Origin of the sequence: Gluconacetobacter tumulisoli (assembly GCF_014174155.1) — a bacterium.
In the GTDB taxonomy this organism is placed as follows: domain Bacteria; phylum Pseudomonadota; class Alphaproteobacteria; order Acetobacterales; family Acetobacteraceae; genus Gluconacetobacter; species Gluconacetobacter tumulisoli.
Genome location: NZ_JABEQM010000020.1, coordinates 1 through 18,875, shown reverse-complemented (window position 1 = coordinate 18,875; position 18,875 = coordinate 1). Strand labels below are relative to the sequence as shown.

At 60.4% G+C, this 18,875-nt stretch carries 16 protein-coding genes and 1 tRNA gene; 10 read left to right on the top strand and 7 right to left on the bottom strand.

The window, feature by feature from the left end:
- Positions 1-301: 301 nt before the first annotated feature.
- Positions 302-1,897, bottom strand: coding sequence for a GMC family oxidoreductase (locus HLH28_RS16640; protein ID WP_182961290.1), 1,596 nt, complete (start codon positions 1,895-1,897; stop codon positions 302-304).
- Positions 1,894-3,393 carry an aldehyde dehydrogenase family protein gene (locus HLH28_RS16635; RefSeq protein ID WP_182961288.1) on the bottom strand — a complete coding sequence of 500 codons (1,500 nt, stop codon included), beginning with the start codon at positions 3,391-3,393 and terminating at the stop codon, positions 1,894-1,896. Before HLH28_RS16635 ends, HLH28_RS16640 begins: the two co-directional genes overlap by 4 nt.
- A gap of 1,123 nt (positions 3,394-4,516) precedes the next feature.
- Here HLH28_RS16635 and HLH28_RS16630 point away from each other — a divergent pair.
- The 5 genes from HLH28_RS16630 (at position 4,517) to HLH28_RS16610 (ending at position 10,137) form a co-directional block, all read left to right on the top strand.
- Positions 4,517-5,284, top strand: coding sequence for a 3-ketoacyl-ACP reductase (locus HLH28_RS16630; RefSeq protein WP_182961286.1), 768 nt, complete (start codon positions 4,517-4,519; stop codon positions 5,282-5,284).
- 8 nt (positions 5,285-5,292) lie between these two features.
- Positions 5,293-6,441: a dihydrodipicolinate synthase family protein gene (locus HLH28_RS16625; protein ID WP_182961284.1), complete on the top strand. Its 1,149-nt coding sequence runs from the start codon at positions 5,293-5,295 to the stop codon at positions 6,439-6,441.
- A gap of 1 nt (position 6,442) precedes the next feature.
- The gene (locus HLH28_RS16620) at positions 6,443-7,300 is read left to right on the top strand and encodes a sugar phosphate isomerase/epimerase family protein (protein WP_182961281.1); all 858 of its coding nucleotides are present in this window, start codon (positions 6,443-6,445) and stop codon (positions 7,298-7,300) included.
- A 408-nt stretch (positions 7,301-7,708) separates the two neighbouring features.
- The gene (locus tag HLH28_RS16615; RefSeq protein WP_182961279.1) at positions 7,709-8,761 is read left to right on the top strand and encodes an aldo/keto reductase; all 1,053 of its coding nucleotides are present in this window, start codon (positions 7,709-7,711) and stop codon (positions 8,759-8,761) included.
- Positions 8,762-9,024: 263 nt separating this feature from the next.
- Entirely contained in the window at positions 9,025-10,137 is a 1,113-nt protein-coding gene (locus HLH28_RS16610; RefSeq protein WP_182961277.1) for a sugar ABC transporter substrate-binding protein, read from the top strand.
- 91 nt (positions 10,138-10,228) lie between these two features.
- Here HLH28_RS16610 and HLH28_RS17915 read toward each other — a convergent pair whose 3' ends face one another.
- Positions 10,229-10,393, bottom strand: a complete 165-nt coding sequence (locus HLH28_RS17915; protein WP_220790157.1) for a hypothetical protein — start codon at positions 10,391-10,393, stop codon at positions 10,229-10,231.
- Between HLH28_RS17915 and HLH28_RS16605 the strand changes: the two genes are divergently transcribed.
- From HLH28_RS16605 to HLH28_RS16590, 4 genes are read left to right on the top strand one after another with little or no spacing between them, the layout of a single operon-like run.
- The gene (locus tag HLH28_RS16605) at positions 10,383-11,189 is read left to right on the top strand and encodes an ABC transporter permease (protein ID WP_338029758.1); all 807 of its coding nucleotides are present in this window, start codon (positions 10,383-10,385) and stop codon (positions 11,187-11,189) included. The genes HLH28_RS17915 and HLH28_RS16605 overlap by 11 nt on opposite strands.
- Before the next feature lie 6 nt (positions 11,190-11,195).
- The gene (locus tag HLH28_RS16600; RefSeq protein ID WP_182961273.1) at positions 11,196-12,701 is read left to right on the top strand and encodes a sugar ABC transporter ATP-binding protein; all 1,506 of its coding nucleotides are present in this window, start codon (positions 11,196-11,198) and stop codon (positions 12,699-12,701) included.
- 26 nt (positions 12,702-12,727) lie between these two features.
- On the top strand, positions 12,728-13,654 hold the full coding sequence (locus tag HLH28_RS16595) for an ABC transporter permease (RefSeq protein ID WP_220790149.1): 927 nt from the start codon (positions 12,728-12,730) through the stop codon (positions 13,652-13,654).
- A 19-nt stretch (positions 13,655-13,673) separates the two neighbouring features.
- Positions 13,674-14,708 carry a zinc-dependent alcohol dehydrogenase gene (locus HLH28_RS16590; RefSeq protein ID WP_182961269.1) on the top strand — a complete coding sequence of 345 codons (1,035 nt, stop codon included), beginning with the start codon at positions 13,674-13,676 and terminating at the stop codon, positions 14,706-14,708.
- 26 nt (positions 14,709-14,734) lie between these two features.
- Here HLH28_RS16590 and HLH28_RS16585 read toward each other — a convergent pair whose 3' ends face one another.
- The 3 genes from HLH28_RS16585 to HLH28_RS16575 are packed head-to-tail and all read right to left on the bottom strand — an operon-like array spanning position 14,735 to position 17,857.
- Positions 14,735-15,493 carry an SDR family NAD(P)-dependent oxidoreductase gene (locus HLH28_RS16585; RefSeq protein WP_220790148.1) on the bottom strand — a complete coding sequence of 253 codons (759 nt, stop codon included), beginning with the start codon at positions 15,491-15,493 and terminating at the stop codon, positions 14,735-14,737.
- Between the two features lie 34 nt (positions 15,494-15,527).
- Complete coding sequence (locus HLH28_RS16580; protein ID WP_182961358.1) at positions 15,528-16,796, bottom strand: aspartate aminotransferase family protein; 1,269 nt, start codon at positions 16,794-16,796, stop codon at positions 15,528-15,530.
- Positions 16,793-17,857, bottom strand: a complete 1,065-nt coding sequence (locus tag HLH28_RS16575) for a phosphotransferase (protein WP_182961267.1) — start codon at positions 17,855-17,857, stop codon at positions 16,793-16,795. Before HLH28_RS16575 ends, HLH28_RS16580 begins: the two co-directional genes overlap by 4 nt.
- Before the next feature lie 157 nt (positions 17,858-18,014).
- Here HLH28_RS16575 and HLH28_RS16570 point away from each other — a divergent pair, with 157 nt between their 5' ends.
- Entirely contained in the window at positions 18,015-18,671 is a 657-nt protein-coding gene (locus HLH28_RS16570; RefSeq protein WP_182961265.1) for a GntR family transcriptional regulator, read from the top strand.
- A 94-nt stretch (positions 18,672-18,765) separates the two neighbouring features.
- On the opposite strand, the gene HLH28_RS16565 is transcribed toward HLH28_RS16570, so the two are convergent.
- Positions 18,766-18,842: transfer RNA gene (locus HLH28_RS16565), tRNA-Met, on the bottom strand.
- Positions 18,843-18,875 lie beyond the last annotated feature (33 nt).

The following is an 18,875-nucleotide window of genomic DNA, read 5'->3' as shown; positions in this document are numbered from 1 at the left end:
ATGAGACCAAGCGGAGAAAAATCCGGAGGGTAAATATTTATAAAAAACATCCCTCTTCTGGGACAATGCATCAATCCCAGGCTCAATGAAATCGGAGGGAAAGACGAGAACTATTATAAATACAACCTGCGCATCAAACGGTCAGGCATGTTCGCCGGAAAGAATACAACATCGATTCGGCTTCGCATTTACATACCAGCAAGATGGTCATTAGGAACGCAAATAACCGACTTTCCTTATCTTTCGACAAAGTCTTTTTTTCCTGACTTTTTCGCGAATCCGCGAGATCTTCTTTCCACGTTCATGCGTTGCCCCGAATGAGATCGGCTGCACGCTCCGCGATCATGATGGTGGGCGCATTCGTATTGGATCCGATAATCGACGGCATCACGGAACTGTCGCAGATGCGTATGCCGTCCAGACCGTAGACGCGCAATTGCGGATCGACCACGGACATTGTGTCCTGTCCCATCTTGCAGGTGCAGGTCGGATGATACGATGTCCGACCATGTTGCCGCGCATAGGCCTCGAACGTCGCAGAAGTCGGGGCACTACCGTCAAAAAAGTTGATTTTCCTTATATATTTGCTCAGAGAATGCTGAGTGAATATATCGAGACTGATCTTGACGCCATCGGCAGAAGTCCGGAGGTCGTCGGGGTCCGCCAGAAAATTCGGGTCCACAAGAGGCGCCTTGCGCGGATCGGACGACTGCAAGGTCACCGATCCCCGTGACCTGGGACGCAGGGTATAGCTGTTCAACGTCACGCCGGACACTCCGCGGGGGACGGAGGCGACGCCGGCCTCGGCCCCGGCCCCGGCGAGAAAATGGAATTGCAGGTCGGGGCGCGACGTCCGCTTGTCAGCATGCCAGAACGCGCCGCCTTCAACCACGTTGGAAGTCACGGGCCCCGTCTTGAACATGGCATACTGAAGCCCGGCCCAGAACATCCAATGCATCTTGTTATATTTATCGAAACTGTCATGGCTCTTCAGTTCCGCTACGATGTCGACGCCGAAATGGTCCTGCAGATTCTGTCCTACACCCGGCAGGTCCCGCACAACGGGAATATCATGCTGCCGGAGATGGGCGGCGGGACCGACGCCGGACAGCATGAGCAGCTTCGGTGTGCCGATGGCGCCCGAGCTGACGATGATTTCCTGACCCGCACGGGCGGTCTGCACGGAACCCCGGGCGGCATATTCCACACCGGTGGCGCGGGAGCCGTTAAATACGATCCGCAGAACCTGCGCGCCCGTGATGACATGAAGGTTGCTGCGCTTCAGGGCAGGACGTAGATAGGCAACGGCGGCGGAGCAGCGACGGTTGTCCCTGATGGTCATCTGGTAGATACCCGTGCCCTCCTGGGAAGCGCCATTGAAGTCGGGGTTGTACGGCATCCCGAGTTCCTGGCAGCTCTGCACGAATGCGCGGGTGACGGCATTGGGCGCGCAAAGGCTGGACACGCCCAGCGGTCCATCGGTCCCGTGCCAGGCCCCGGAAAGAATGGTGTTTCCCTCCGAACGCAGCATGTATTTCTGAACTTCCTGGAAACTCCAGCCCTCGGCGCCTTCCTCGGCCCAGCGGTCGTAGTCGGACGGGTGACCGCGGGTGAAAACCTCTGCGTTGATCGAGGATCCTCCGCCGAGGACCTTGGCCTGGACGTAGGGAATCTGCCGGTTGTTGGCATGCTTCTGTGGCGTGGTCGTCAACCCCCATGTCAACGGACCGGTCGTCATCTTGGCAAAGCCGATCGGCATGTGGATAAGGGGGTTGGTGTCGCGCCTGCCGGCCTCGATCAGGCAGACGCGCGCAGACGGGTTCTCGGACAGATGGGCCGCCAGGACGCAGCCGGCCGAGCCACCGCCGACGATGATATAGTCGAAGGCCGCCTTCATGACGAGATCCAATGCGAACGTCTGCCGATTTCGATATGGACGGATTTCACCTGCGTGTATTCCTCCACCCCGAGGAGGCCCGTTTCCCTTCCCCAGCCGGACTGCCTGAAGCCACCCGTCGGGGTTTCCGGCCCCCCTGCCATGATGGTGTTGACCCAGAAGCGACCGGCCTGGACACGGCGTGTGACGGTCAGGGCCTTGTCGATATTCTTTGACCAGACGGAAGCCGCCAGCCCGTAGACCGTGTCATTGGCCAGCACGATCGCCTCGTCCTGCGTATCGAAGTGGAACGACGACAGGACAGGTCCGAAGATTTCCTCGCGCGCGATGGACATGGAGGGCGTCACGCCCGAGAACAGCGTCGGCTGGATATATCGCCCGCAATCGCTTTCCAGGGGCTCGCCACCGACCAGGAGCGTGGCACCTTCGGCCTTTCCCTTGGCGATATAGCCCAGAATGGTCTCGTTCTGCGATGCCGTGGTGATCGCACCGACCTGGGTTTCCGGGTCAAAGGGGTCGCCAACACGGATTTTCTTCATCTTTTCGGCAAGAATGCGCTCGAATTCGGCGGCGACCGATCGTTCGACAATCAGGCGGCTTGATGAAACGCAACATTGCCCCGTGTTGAAGCTGATGCCGAACGCCGCGCCATCAGCTGCGTCTTCGAGATCGGCATCTGCGAAGACAATGATCGGATTCTTGCCACCCAGTTCAAGACCGAGCTTCTTCAGATTACTGTCGGCTGACGCGTGAACGCATGAACGCCCGACCGCCGTCGATCCGGTGAATGACAGCATGTCGATGCCAGCATGCTCCGTCAGCGCCTGACCGATGCTGCGCCCGGATCCTGTCACGACGTTATAGACACCCGCCGGCAGGCCTGCCTCCGCGAGAATGTCCGCAAGGATCAGCGTTGTTGCGCTTGTCACTTCCGCCGGTTTGACCACCAGGGTGCAACCGGACGCCAGAATGAAAGGGACCCGTTCACAGAGAATGAGGAACGGAAAATTCCACGGCGTGATCAGGCCGACGACGCCGACGGGTTCGCGCAGCGTCATGCCGAACAGGCCGTCGCCCAGATTGTTGAAGCTGTCGCCATGAAGAAGTCTGGCGGCACCGGCGGCCGTTTCGAAACATGCGATGCAATGATCGATTTCTCCCCTTGCCTGGGAAATCGGCTTGCCGTTTTCAAGAACTTCCCAACGGGCGATCTCTTCCCGATGCCACCGCAATCCCTCGGCGGTTCGCAGCAGGACACCCGCCCGCTCCGCGCCGGGCAGGCCCGCCCAGCGACGATCGTCAAAGGCACGGCGAGCCGCCGCGACGGCCTGATCGAGATCGTCCGGCGTGCAACGGGCCGTTCGCGTGACCGTCACGTCGTGGCTGGGAGAGTTCCGTTCGAACATGTCCCGGCCCTTGCGCCACTCCCCATCGATAAAAAACCCGAATTCGCGAGGGGTTTCCGGTAACGCTACACCATGTGCCATCTCGTCCATTGGCAGCTTCTCCGTGATTTCTACCCGCGCGTTACCCACGTGGGGAATATGTGATCAGGTGATTGAATCGACGTGGTCGATGCAAATGCTCTGGCATCCGCACTCGGAAAACGAATGAACAGGCGGTCATTTCGTGGAATTTCACGTGGGATGCAACGAATGGCGTGCGCCTGGTCAGGCGCGAATACCGACTTGTGCCTGCGGCTTCACCACGCGGTTCCCCGATTGCAGGACAGAGGCACCGATGCGCCGTCGTACACGCATCGCCTGTCGCAAGCCTTGAAATTTTTCCATATGTCGATGCCTTGCATTTTTGATTTGTGCCTTGTTTGTCTTTTTTGACGGCACTTGCTTTTAGAGCGACATCTCCAGACGCACCATCTGGTTACCTATTTCATAGAGCGTCCCACCGGGGGCGGTAATACACGTTCCCGTGATATATCCGGACCTGCGGCAAAGACTGCCTGATCGCCCGCATCTCGCGGCAATCCGATAATAGATTTTCATATCAACGGATAACCCGTTCCGCTGAAGCCGATGACGACGCGCCCTGCGGAAGTCGGGTCACGCGCACGCCCGCCTTTGATCACAATTTCCGAAACACCCGCCGCGCTTCAAAAAAGGCTCTCTTTGTCCTTGATCGCGCCTGACGAAAAATATATGTAACCAGTTAGTGCATACGAGAGCAGGAACTGCCGGCATGTATCTGAATGAGGCACGGGAACCCGCGCGGGACACCGCCCGGGCTTTCAGCAGCAAGGTCATCCATCCCGAAACCGAGGTTCCGACCCGCGACAAGGATGGTGACGGTCGCGTCCCGGGAAACCGGACATCGCTTCAACATAAGAAAGCGCGTGCCGGACAAGCCCCGTATCGGGATCGCCGCGCCTCGGGCGGACAGGGCGAAGGACGTCCATGTCGCGCAACCGCGGGTGCATTCTGCGGCAGTTGAGGTTTGCCGCGGACGGCAGACACGGCGGCAAGTCCGCCATAATTCGGCTCATATTCGTGAATTCGAGGTCGAGTGGCCGCGGCAAGACGTCGAACTATGCGAATCCGACAAATAAAACCCAGATCCAGCACATGATCGTCGTGCGGGTTCTTATGAAAAAGGCACCTGGACATGAAGCAGGTCGCGCTCATTACCGGCTCCTCCCGTGGGATCGGTCTTGCGACTGCGGAAGCTCTTGCGCGGGCGGGGTTCGCTGTGGCGATCAACGGACCCGTCGAGGATGAAGAGCTCCGCGGCGCCGTTCGGCGCGTGGAGGCACTGGGGGGGGCCGTCACGGCCGTGCCCTTCGATGTCGGCGATGTCCGCCTGCATTCCACGGTCCTGGCCCGGATCGAGGACACGCTTGGGCCGCTGACGACGCTGGTCAACAATGCCGGCGTGGGTGTCCTGCAGCGAGGCGACCTTCTGGAGGTCACGGAGGCAAGCTGGGATCGCTGCCTGGCCATCAATGCCCGGGCGCTGTTCTTTCTGTCCCAGGCCTTTGCGCGCTGCCTTCTGGCCAGGGAACGCCCGGCCGGCCTGTTTCATTCCATCGTGAACGTCACCTCCTCGAACGCGGTTGCCGTGGCTGTCCAGCGCGCGGAATATTGCGCGTCCAAGGCGGCCGCCGCCATGGTGTCAAAAGCCCTCGCCGTGCGCCTCGGTCCCGAGAATATCGCCGTCTATGACGTGCAGCCCGGCCTCATCGCCACGGACATGACGGCGCCGGTGATCGAAATGTATCGCCAGCGTGCCGCCGAGGGTTTGACCCTGATACCCCGCGTCGGGGAACCTGATGACATGGGCAACATCATCGCGACACTCGCATCTGGAAAACTGCCCTACACGACGGGACAGGTTATCTCGGCCGACGCCGGGATGCTGGTCCCCCGTTTCTGAGAACAGCCATGAAAATCAAGCTGCCCGACCAGACAGGACGGAAGGTGGATTACCTTCTGACCGGAATCCCGCTTCCCCTGACGGTTCTTCCCCCCAATCCCGCGCGCGTCGTCTATTCCGCGGCACATGTCGTCGCGGACCCGTTCACCGCGACGGACCCGTCCGGCCAGGCTGCCGTTGACTGGGACAGGACACTTGCGTTTCGCCGGTATCTGGCAGGGCTTGGGCTGGGAATTGCCGAGGCCATGGACACGGCGCAGCGTGGCATGGGGCTCGACTGGCCCCGGTCCCTCGAGCTGATCCGAAGGACCCGGGCCGAATTGCCCGATGCGCTGATCGGCAACGGCTGCGGGACGGACCAGCTCGACCCGCGCGACGCCAGTTCGATCGATCAGGTCACCGGCGCCTATCTCGAGCAGGCCGAGGCCATCCAGGCTGTTGGCGGACGGCTCATTCTCATGGCCAGCCGCGCCCTTGTCCAGGTCGCAAAAACACCCGGGGAATACCGCAAAGTCTACCGGACCGTTCTGTCGCGTTGCGACCAGCCGGTCATTCTGCACTGGCTGGGCGAGATGTTCGACCCCGCGCTGGCCGGTTATTGGGGGAGCAGGGATTTCGATGCCGCCCTGGAGACCGTCCTGGCGATCATTGAGGAAAACCTGTCCAAAATCGATGGCATCAAGATCTCCCTCCTGGACAAGGACAAGGAGATCGTCCTGCGTCGCCGCCTGCCGGCAGGCGTACGGATGTATACCGGTGACGATTTCAATTATCCCGAGCTTATCCAGGGTGACGACAGGGGATTCAGCCACGCGCTCCTCGGGATTTTCGATCCGCTGGCGGTTGCCGCCGCGCACGCGGTCAACAAGCTCGGCGAAGGAGACGTCGCTGCGTTCCGTGCCACGCTCGACCCCACGGTTCCCCTGGCCCGCCTGATCTTCAGGGCCCCCACCCAGTATTACAAGACAGGCGTGGTGTTCCTGGCATGGCTGAACGGCTTCCAGGACCATTTCGTTATGCTGAACGGCGCGCAGGCCATGCGCCCGCTGCCCTATTTCACCGGAATATTCCGGCTGGCCGACGGCTGCGGACTGCTGCGGGACCCGGACCTGGCCGTCAGTCGCATGAATATCCTCCTCGCGCTCTACGGGGCATGAGATGCGTGATTTTCGCCACGATCATTCGGCCCTGGCCCTGAACACCGCGACGCTTGGCCACAATGTTCCAGGGGCGGGCGCCGGATGGTCGCCCGAACGGACCATTGATGCGTGCGCAGAACGCGGAATTACAGGCATCGTCTTCTGGCGGCGGGAAATTGAAGGGCGGGCATGCGCCATCGGCGCCCGTGCACGGGCAGCCGGGCTCAGCGTCGTCGGCTTATGCCGATCGCCGTTCCTGGTCGGCCCGCTTGCGCCGCAACGGCATGACGACATCGCCGACGATTTTCGCCGGGCGATCGACCAGACGGCCGAACTCGGGGCCGACGTTCTGACGATCGTCACCGGCGGCGTTCAACCCGGCACGAAAGGGGTCAAGGACAGCCTGAAAATCGTCGCGGAATATGTGGCGAACGCCGTCCCCTTTGCGGCGGCGGTCGACGTCAGGCTGGCGTTGGAGCCGTTGCACCCGGTATACGGTGGTGATCGGTCCTGCCTGACCACGACGCGGGACGCGCTGGACCTGTGCGACCTGATCGACGCGGATAATCTGGGCGTCGCAATCGACGTCTATCATGTCTGGTGGGACACGGACCTTCCGCGTCAGCTGGGCCGCGCCGGCAACCGCATCTTCGGGTTTCACCTGTGCGACTGGCTTGCGCGCACGTCGGATGTCCTGCTCGACCGCGGCATGATGGGCGACGGCGTTGCCGATCTCCGGGCACTCCGTTCAGCCGTGGAAGATGCGGGATATGCCGGCTTCTGCGAAGTGGAAATCTTTTCGGCCAATAACTGGTGGAAGCGTGACCCCGGCGAAGTCCTCGACGTGATGACGGAACGCTTCCGTTCGGTGTGCTGAACCCGATCAGCGCACGGGAAAGCGCTGTTCGACTATTGGGGGCAGCGCCGCGCACCCTCGCGGAACTGGAAAACGGGAGGCCGATGTCAAAGCGCCACTGAACGGTCGATCCGAGACAACGTTCAAAACGGATCGAAGGGACAGGAGACATTTTGATGCCTGCGCGTGTCCTGCAGGCCCGAAACCTTCTTTCAGTTGCTCCAGAACTGACAGAGAAATTATGCGAAGCCTATCAATTGAAATATCCTGAAAGAGCGAAAACGCACAGGACAAGCGCCCCTCCCCGATAGCCGGCCGATGTGCAAGACGGCAAAAAATCGAACAGGGACTCATTCGGGAATGACGGCCGTCCGGAAAAACAAGCCAGCGCACAAACATGACCTGGCAGGAAGAAAAGGATGACAGGCTATGACCCCCGACGAAAAACGTAAGTTCGGCCGAAGCGGTCTCGATGTGACCGCATTTGCCTTTGGAACTGCCCCGCTTGGAAATTTTCTTCGGGAAGTCGACGAAAAAACGGCCGACGACATGATCCAGCATGCGTGGAATGCCGGTATCCGATTTTACGACACCGCGCCCATGTATGGTCATGGCCTTGCGGAACTCCGCCTCGGCCAGTCGCTTCGCTGGAAAAACCGCGACGAATTCGTGATTGCCTCAAAAGTCGGACGCGTCCTACGCGCCGGCAGGCGGGAGGACATCGATTTCTCGCCTTGGAATAATGCCGCCCCCAACGTGATGGATTTTGACTACAGCTTCGACGGAACGCTGCGCGCTTTCGAGGACTCCCTGCAGCGCCTAGCGCTCGAGAGGATCGATATTCTTTTCATCCACGACATCGACAGATTTACGCAAGGCGAAAATCAGCCTGAAATCTTCCGGCAAGCAATGGATGGGTGCTGGCGTGCCTTGGAAAGATTGCGATCCGAAGGGGTCGTGAAAGCGATCGGCGTCGGCGTCAATGAATGGGAAGTCTGTTATGAAGCCCTCAGGCAGAGGGACTTCGACTGCTTCCTTCTGGCCGGACGCTATACATTGCTGGAGCAGGACGCGCTGGACACGTTCCTGCCGCTTTGCGAGGAACGCGGCGCGGCGGTGGTCGTCGGTGGCGGCTTCAATTCCGGCATCCTGGCGACCGGCGCCATCCCGGGTGCCAAGTATAATTATTCTCCTGCCCCTGACGGAGTCATGGAACGCGTGGCCCGAATCGAAGCGGTCTGCCGCGCGCACGACGTCCCGCTTCCGGCAGCGGCCCTTCAGTTCGTCGTCGCTCATCCGGCAATACCCGCATTCTGCGCCGGAACGCGAAACGTTGAACAGCTTGAACAGAACCTGAGATGGTTCAGTCATCCCATTCCTGCTGAATTCTGGCATGACCTGAAGGATCGCGGACTGCTGCGGAAAAACGCGCCCGTTCCAGGCCAGGCCAGACAGGCTTGCCCGCAATCTCTCCCCGCATAGGCATGGGCATCACGTCGAAGACGAGGCCGAGAAAGGGCTGACCCGGCAGGGGGAACAGGCTGTATCGGGCGCGATACGCCTTTCTGATGGGGGCCTGATCCATCCTGGGGCAACTGGAGTTCTCGGCGAAGCCACTTGCTCCATCATTGACTTTTCAGACACAGTATAGTAACTATCCAGTTCAATAATAAGAGCGCCGGGAATGTCGCAAGGAAAACCGGAATATCACGACATTCCACACAACAGGCGTCCCGGAGACAGACATGTCGTTCATCAAAAATTATATCGAGCAGCAGACGCTCAATCGTCGTAGCCTGCTTTTACTCTCGGCCTACGGTCTCTGCGGGATGACGACGGCCGCGACTCTCGGATCGGGCGTCGCGCGCGCGGCCGCACAGAATCCGAAGATCGCATGGAGTTATCGGGACCGGACAAACCCATATTGGAACTCGATCGTTTCCGGAGGCGAGGCCTTCGTCCGGAGTCTCGGGAAGAGCACCAGCGATTTGATCAACCTGATCAATGAGGGCTCCAGCGAGAAATCGCTCTCCGACATCAAGTCCCTGCTCTCCCGCTATGGCAGCGAGGTCGCGCTGGCCGCCGATCCGAACGATATGCCCAATTGCCGTCCCGTAGTCGAGGCCGTCAGCAGGGCTGGCGCTTATGTCTCCACAATCTGGAACAAGACCGACGACCTTCATCCATGGGATTTCGGTGACAATTACGTCTCGCACATGACATGGTCCGATGTCGGGCCATCCGAGCAGACGGCGCGCCTGCTGTTTGACGCCATGGGTGGGAAAGGTGGGGTCGTACATCTCGGCGGCATCGCCTCGAACAACCCGGCGATCGAACGCCTGGAAGGCTTCAAGAACGCCCTGAAGGCCTATCCGAACATAGAATTCCTTGCGGTCCAGGCGGCCGACTGGGACACGCAGAAGGCCAACCAGGTCATGTCGGGCTTTCTGACGCGCTATGGGGACGCGATCAAGGGCGTACATTGCGCCAGCGACACCATGGCCTACGGCGTGATCGAGGCATTACGGGCCGAAGGCATAGAGGACATGCCGATCGTATCGTATGACGGCAACCCGCAGGCGGTTGAACTGGTCACCAAGGGGAAAATACTCGCGACGGTGTTCACCAATCCCCATTGGGCCGGCGGAATCACCGCAGCGCTGGCCTATTATGCCGCAACGGGCTTCTTCAAGCCTTCGGCCGAGCCGAAAGAACATCGTGAATTCTACGGTCCAACGACACTGGTCACGACAAAAGACGCCCAGGTTTTCAAAACGAAATACATAGATACCAATCCGACATACGATTGGAAGGACTTCTGGTCCTTGGGCAAAGGGCAGATCAAGTACAGATCATAACGTTCGCGGGTACGGGATTTCTTCCTGAAGGACAACCCGTATCGTCAGGCCTTCCCTGCGTTTCGTTTTCATAACGAGGCTGGATCATGAATCAGTTTCTGGCCATGGAAAACTTCAGGAAATGGATCCCCCTCCTGGTGCTGATCGGGCTTGCGCTGTTCTTCACGGCGGTCAACCCGAATTTCCTGTCATTTCGCAATTTCGCCCGAATCGCCATCTCGGCCTCGCCGGCCCTGATGGTTGCGGTGGGCGTCACCTTCGTCATCCTGATGGGGTCGATTGACCTGTCGATGGAGGGGACCGTCGCCGTGTGCGCCGTCCTCTTCGCCCTCATGCTGAATGCGCTCGGCGGATCGATCGCCGGTTGGGGATGGATGGCGATACCGGGAACGCTTTTCGTCGGCGCGATCCTGGGCGCAATCAACGGACTTATCCATGTGCAACTCAAAATTCCGTCGTTCATGGCGAGCCTTTCCCTTGGATTTGTCGGCATAGGCCTGTCGCTTCTGATTACCGGGGGCAATCGGATACAGATCGAGGACCCGATCTTCCGCTCCCTGCTGACACTGCGGATCGGGGGCTTCGCGCTGATGTCCTATGCGGCACTGGCCGCCCTTCTGATCGCCTGGTTCATCCAGGACAATACGACGATCGGACGCAATTTCTACGCCATCGGTGGGGGCGAGGATCTCGCGCGGTCGTCCGGGCTAAATGTCGGGAAATTGCGCATCACAGGCTTTGTCGTGGCTGGCATATTCTTTGCGCTTGGTGCGATTTTCGCCGTCGCCCGGCTTGGCATCGCCGAGACCGAAACGGGACGCAACTTCATGTTTGTGTCCGTCACGTCCGTCGTCGTGGGGGGAACGGCCTTGCGCGGGGGCTCGGGCGGCGTATGGAACACGCTTGTGGGCGTCCTGATTGTAAACGTCATTGGCAACGGAATGGTGGTCATCGGTCTTCCTGATTACTTTCAGGACGGTGTCCTCGGCCTGCTCGTTATTGCCGCCGTCTATCTGTCCACCGATCGCCGGTCTCTCTCTTTTGTAAAGTAGGGTGCCATGTTCGAATTGCAGAATGTCGAAAAACGCTATCCGGGCGTTCACGTTCTCAAGGGCGTGGATTTGAAAATCGGGGACGGGGAAATCATCGGACTTGTCGGTGAGAACGGTGCCGGAAAATCTACTTTGATGAAAATCATTTACGGCGCCGTCCAGCACGACGCCGGCAATGTGCTGGTTGATGGGGTGCCGGTGCACTTCCGCACCCCGCGCGACGCCATGCAGATGGGCGTCGGCATGGTGTATCAGGAGCAGTCGCTGATTTCCAACCTGACTGTCATGGAAAACATCTTTCTGGGATTTGAAAAACCGTTTATCCGCTTCGGCGCGATCAACTGGAAAAGGATGAGTGAGGCGGCGCGAAAGCAGCTCAGGAAGGTGAAACTTGATATAAATCCGGCGACGATTACATCCAGGCTGACCTTTTCCCAACGCCAGCTTGTCGAGCTTGCCAAGGTTCTGGCCCTGGAAGAGAGAGTCGACGGAAAGCTCGTCATCCTGCTGGACGAGCCCACTTCCGTTCTGTCGAAAGACGAGATCGAACTGCTTTTCAGTCTGGTAAGGGAATTACGCAGGCGCGCGTCGTTCATCTTTGTCTCTCACCGTCTGGATGAAATCATCGATCTGTCCGATCGCATTTACGTGCTCAAGGACGGTGCCGTCGTTGACGTCATCAGCGCCGACGAGGCCCAGATCGAGACCATACAGAAGAAAATGGTCGGAAGAGAGATAAACCGGGAATATTATCGCGAAAACAGGCAGATTCCCTACAATAAAGACGATGTTCTTCTCGAACTTGACCATGTCACCGTCGCCGGGCGGGAAAATGATGTTTCCCTGAAACTTCACGCAGGGGAGGTCTTGGCGCTTGTCGGTGTCGAAGGGTCGGGAAGGGAGCCCATCCTGCGCACGATTTTCGGCATGCGGAAGCCCGAGAAAGGCACCGTCAGCATTCGGGGCATGACTGTCCGGTCATTCAGCGCGTCGCAGAGTGTATCGCACGGCGTGGGATATATTCCACGGGAACGCAAGATCGAAGGCATCGCAAGCGGCATGAACGTCTTTGAAAACATGACGCTTTCCCAGATGAAAAACTATTCGAAAGGGGGAATGCTCGACATCGCGGCCGAGCGCGAACTGGCGCGCGACTGGATCAGGCGCCTGTCGATCAAGGTCGCGTCCGAGAATGTCGATTGTGGAAACCTCTCGGGAGGCAACCAGCAGAAAGTCGTACTGGCAAAATGGCGGAGCGGCGGTTCGGAGATCATCCTTCTCGATCACCCGACGCGTGGCCTCGACATCGGGGCGAAGGAAGACGTCTACGAAATGGTCCGGGACATGTCGGTCGACGGCGTAGGGATCATTCTGGTCGCAGATACCCTGGAGGAGGCCATTGGCCTCAGTCACACCATTGCTGTCATCAAGGACGGAGAGATCAGGAAATGGTTCAACTGTCAGCCCGGCGCAAAGCCTTCCCTCTACGACCTCATCCAGCACATGGTTTGAACGGCGGACTGACCTACACCGAAAGGATGAGGCGTCATTTCCCGTGGATCACGCTCGTCAGCGCGCTTCTGCTGGTCGGAATGACCGATATCAATTTTCTCAGTCCTGAAAATCTCCTGAACCTGGCCACCGACATCGTTCCATTGCTTGTCATGGCCGTCGGAATGACTCTCGTAATCTATATCGGTAGCATCGATCTTTCCTCCCAGTCGATCGCCAACATGGCGACGGTGCTGACAACGATTTCTCTTCCTGCGCTTGGCGTCGGTTCGGGACTTCTTGTCATCGCCGCCGGTCTTCTGTTCGGCGCGATTTCAGGAGTGGTCACCGCACGCCTCAAGGTCCCTTCCTTCATCTCGACACTCGCTGTGGGCGGGATTGCGCTGTCGGTGGGACAGTTCGCCTCGGGACAGCAGGCGCTGCACATGGATGCCGAACAGAGAAAGCACGCGTTCGGATGGATAATGGGCACGACCGCAGGCATACCGCACGAATTGATCGTGGCGCTCGCGATTGTTGCAGTGGCATGGTTTATCCAGAACCGGATGACAGCCGGACGGACATTCAAGGCAATCGGCGCCGCGGAACCGGTGGTCGTCGCATCTGGTATCCGCGTGGAACGGTACAAGATCCTCGCCTTCGCGCTCTCGGGCATGTTTGCGGCCATTGCCGGGCTGATGTTCTCCGTCAGACTGTCCGGAGGCTCTCCCACCCTGGCGGAAGGATTTCTGCTGCCGGCGATCGTCGCCGTCCTCGTCGGCGGCACGCCGCTGACGGGCGGTGTCGGCGGGGTGACCAATACGCTGATCGGAACGATGATCGTCGCCGTCGTCAGATCGAGCATGCTCTATCTGAACATTCCTGCGACAGGACAGCAGATTTTCTTTGGCCTTGTTCTGATCGTCGCCATCGCGACGACAATCGACCGTTCAAAGCTGCGCATTGTCAAATAAACGACCAGGGAGAACGAAGATGGAGACCATGCAGGCAGCCGTACTCCTCGAACCCGGACGTTTTGAAGTCAGGGAGGTTCCGATACCGCAGATCGACCCGGACGACGTGCTGGTCAGGGTGGATCGTTGCGGGATTTGCGGAACGGACGTCCATATCTTTCACGGGCATTATGCGGCGGACAGGCTGCCATTCATTCCGGGACATGAGTTCACCGGAACGCTGGACCGAATGGGTGAGAGGGTAAGTGGCCTGACGGTCGGGCAGAGAGTCGTGGCCGACATCAACATCGGCTGTGGGCATTGCTATTTCTGCCGCAGGAACGAAATCCTGAATTGTCGCGAGATGCGTCAGATTGGCATTCATCGGGACGGCGCATTTGCTCAATATGTTTCCGTGCCGGCGCGTCAGATCATCCCGGCGCCGGAGGACGTTGCGCCGGAGGTGCTGGCGCTGACCGAACCCGTGGCCTGCGTGGTTCGGGCAGCGCGCAAGGCCGGTGTCAGCTTCGGGCAGTCCGTTGTCGTTCTGGGCGCCGGTCCGATCGGAAACCTGCACATCCAGATGATGCGCCTGGTCGGCGCTGCGCCGATCATCGCGGTTGAACTCTCGCCCGAACGTGCGGAACTGGCAGCCCGGTCCGGCGCGGACATCGTCATCACGGATCCCGCGCGGGTTCTGGACATCGTGCGGGCCAGGACAGGCGGCCGGGGGGCCGACATCGTCATCGAGAGCATCGGGGCGCCTGCCCTCTATGCCAAGGCGTTCGATCTGATACGGCCGGGCGGCCACATCGCCGCCTTCGGTATCACCGGCCCCGACGACAGCATACCGCTCCGGATACTTGACATGGTCCTCAGGGAAAATTCGATCAAGGGCTCGGTTGCAGGAATGGGAGAGGACATGCATGACGCGCTGACGCTGCTGACCCACGATCGGTTTCTGGTCGAGCCATTTACCCGCAGTATCGTTTCCCTCGACAACATCCAGTTAGCATTTGATGCGTTGAAGGATAAGCCTGGGGTTCTGAAGGTGCAGATCTCTCCGTTTACGTGATGCTTCCCGCTCGGATGTGACATTTTTCAGACATGCTGGCCGCCATTGATGTGGATTTCCGCTCCGTTGATGTAGGAGGATTGCGGCGAGCAGAGGAACAGGATCGTCTCGCCCACTTCGGCCGGCAGGCCGAGACGGCGCATGGGGATCTGCTGGTTGATGATGGCATCGGTGCCGGGCGAAAGCATCGCGGTTGCGATTTCACCCGGCGCGATGGCGTTGACGCGCACGCCGTGGGCACCGAATTCATGGGCCATTTCGCGGGTGAGTGCCGCCAGAGCCGCCTTTGAGCAGGCATAGGCCGGGCCGGCGAAAGGATGCACGCGGCTGCCGACGATCGAGGTGACATTCACGATCGTACCCTGTGCTGCCTTCAATTCCTGGAAAAGTCCCCGTCCCAGCGCAGCGATGGCGAACAGATTGACGTTGAACACGCTGAGCCATGTCTCGGGTGTCGTGTCCAGGACGCCCATCCGGCCGCCACCGGGAAGTTTCGGAGAAATGCCCGCATTGTTCACCAATGCGTGGAGCTTGCCCTCGGGCAGGCGCCGCTTGACCTCTTCGATCAGCCGTTCGACGTCCCCGGGCTCGTCCAGGTTGGCCTGAAGATGGCTTTCGCGCGCGTCGGGCCAGCGGCATTCTTCAGAAAAGGGCTGCCGGGAGACGGTGAGGATCCGCCAGCCCTCGGCCTGGAAACGCTTGACGGTGGCATGCCCGATGCCCCGGCTGGCACCCGTCAGCAGCATCACGGGACGATGCGTCGCAGAAGACGATGAATCAGACATGATGCAGGTTCCGGGTCAGGCGGTGAATCGGGGATCAGGCGGACGCGGCAATGCTGTCTTCAAGACGCGATGCCAGCATATCGACATTTTGCGGGGAGAAGCAAAGCGGCGGCCTGATCTTGAGGACGTTGCCCGCCGGCCCGCTGTTGCTGATCAGAACGCCTTTTGCGCGCATCGTGTTGACGATCGCTGCAGCCCGGGCGGCGTCGGGCGCTTCGGTTGCCGGATCGACGATTTCCGCGCCCAGATAGAGGCCGGCGGCCCGCACATCGGCAATACAGGCCGTGCGCGACTGGATGGCCCGTACCGCCTGCTCCAGGGCCGCGCCGACCTGCGCCGCATTGGCCGTCAGTCCTTCGTCCCGGATCACGTCCAGCACCGCGAGTCCCACGCGCGCCGAAACCGGGTTGCCGCCGAAGGTATTGAAATAACGCGCTCTTTCCCCGAACATATCAAAAATGGGCGGGCGCGCGGCAACGGCGCCGATCGGGTGTCCGTCTCCCAGAGGCTTGCCCATGGTCACAAGATCCGGGACCACGCCATGGCGGGCGAAACCCCACATATGTGTGCCCGTGCGGCCGACGCCAGCCTGCACTTCGTCGGCGATGAACAGGCCACCTGCGGCCCGGATTTCTTCAGCCGCCAGACGCAGAGCCCCCAACGGAAAGGGCTGGATGCCGTCGGAAGAGAAAATGGTGTCGGCCAGCAGCGCACAGGGCGCAACATCGTCGGCACGCATCCGTTCCAGCGCGGCACGGACGTCCGCAGCGAACATAGTGCCGTCGGTGCTGCCGTCATGCAGGGGATCGGGGGCGGCGACGTAATACACATCGCGTGCCGGCGGAGCCCCCGCGCCGAGGGAGGGAGACAGGCCGGCGGTCAGTTCGGTGACGCCGTGATAGGCGTGTTTCGTGACGATGATGCCCGTGCCGCCGGTGAAGACCTTTGCGGCCCGCAACGCCAGGTCGTTCGCCTCGCTGCCGGTGCAGGTGAACATCACGTTGCCCAACGCATCCGGCATCAGTTCCAGAAGACGCTCCGCATACATCAGGACGGCTTCGTGCAGGTAGCGTGTGTGAGTGTTCAGCGTGGCCGCCTGCGTCGACAGTGCCTCGACCACCAACGGATGACAATGCCCGACCGAGGCGACATTGTTATAGGCGTCGAGATAGTCCCGGCCGTCGGCGTCGCGCAGCCACACGCCGGAGCCCGAAACGAGATGCACCGGCTCCTCATAGAACAGGCGGTAGGCGGCCCCGAGCAGGCGACGACGACGGGCGAGGAGGGTGGCGTTGGACGTCATGGATGGGCGTGCTCCGTTGCCAGGGCCGCGTGCAGTTGCGCCGGGCCGTCGGACAAGGTGTGAAGGTGATCGAACAGGGCGACCGCCTTGTCGAGATTGCGCCGAATATAGACGGCATTGCCAGGGAACAGCGACGCGCGCCATTCGCTGAGGATGATGCGGGTCGCAAGCCGGGCCCGCACAAGCGGTACCAGCATCTCGATCTCGGTTTCCGTCAACGCAATGACCGCGTGAAAAGCGGCGGTCATGGCGGCCAGCGAGGCGATTGGTCCTTCAGGTGCGCGCATCTGATACGATGCCGCTACGGCCAGTTCGTTGACCAGAGGGGCTTCGCAGGCGTCCCCGAAATCCACCAGCCCCGCGACGCGCGCGGGATCGGTCGTCATGACCGTTATGTTGGAGGCATTGTAGTCGTTATGGATGATCTGACGGCGCAGCCCGTCGATCGTGGTTCGGCGCAGGGACGTGAACTGATCGAGGAACGCCAGGACATGGGTTCTGCGCTGCGGATCGGCGATGTGGGCGGCAAAATCGGCGAGTTCGTCGATACGGCTTGAATCCCACAGGATACGACGCCGTGCCGCAGATGCGCCTGCGTCGAGCGAGCGCAAACGCAGTGCCACGCGTGCGATCTGACGACCCGTATCGCGGCACAGGGCGAGGGCGGGTGGTGCTTCGGCCAGCGGCGTGCCGTCCAGCCATCCCACCAGCCGCATTCGCCATGTCGCGCCCGCATGCGCCAGCACCGTATCGGCGTGCCCGTTCCGGTCACGCTTCACGACCGCGACCGGAAGATCCCCCGTATCGACATGCGTCATGATCGCGGTCAGGAGCGCGGTTTCCTCCGCCGTCTCGTGCGCATTGACGATCTTGAGCGCGAAGCGGGTGCCATCCGGCGTCGTGGCTTGGAAATTCAGGTCCCTCTCGCCCGGCAGGGGCGAGAGCGAGACGTCGAGTCCATACTGGTCGGCAATGGCACGCCGCACGATGTCCGGCGGGACCGCGGGCGGCACGGAGTTCAGTTGTGCAACGGCAATAGAAAATACGTCGTCGCGATTCATGGGCGGGAGGCTCGTTCTCTGGCGATCGTCAGGATCCGGGGTGACGGGTTACAATTTATAAATTATAATTTGATCATCTTATAAATTATAATTTGATCATCGCAACGGGTTTTTCCCGGCGCTTGCCGGGCGCGACGGAAACAGGCAGGAACGGCCCATGCGGCGTCTCGACCAGGGCAGTCTTTCCAACCAGGCGTATCTCGCCCTGCGCGAGGAACTGATCGCGGGCGGTTTCCGGCCTGGGACCCGGCTGCTGATGCGCGATCTGGCGGAACGCCTGGGCACCAGCATCACCCCCGTACGCGAGGCCTGCCAGCGCCTGACCAGTGAACATGGGCTCGAGCTTCGCGCCGGTCGATTCGTCGTGGTGCCCGACGTCACACTGGAACGGTATCGCGAACTGCGCGTCATCCGGATCGCCCTGGAAGGACTCGCGGCCGAGCACGCGGCCGCAACCGCGCAGGAGGACGAGATCGCCCGCCTTCGCGCGACGCAAAGGGCTTATGAAGATGCTTGGAGCCGATCGCGCGATGAGGGCGTGGCGCGCCTCAACCGCGCCTTCCATTTCGGGCTGTACGAGCTATCGCGTCTGCCGATGCTGGTTCGTCAGATTGAGAATCTCTGGCTGTCCATGGGGCCGATCCTCAAGCTGTTTCACGAAACTGTCGGCCCCGATTATGGCGGCTTCGATTCCCACCGCGCGGCGCTGGACGCGCTTGAACGGCACGACGGGCCTGCCGCCCGCGAGGCGATCGTCGCCGACCTTCTGACTGGGGGTGCCGAGATTGAAGCCTATATAGCGCGCCTGGGATAGGGGCGTTCGATCTGTTGGGGGATTGGCGCCGGAACGCAGAAAACCCGCCTGTTGGGGCGGGTTTTATCCTGTCTTATCAAAGACTTAATTCGTATGGTTGCGGGGGCAGGATTTGAACCTGCGGCCTTCAGGTTATGAGCCTGACGAGCTACCGGGCTGCTCCACCCCGCGGTGGTTAGGTGGACTGGAAGACCTGGCGGCGAC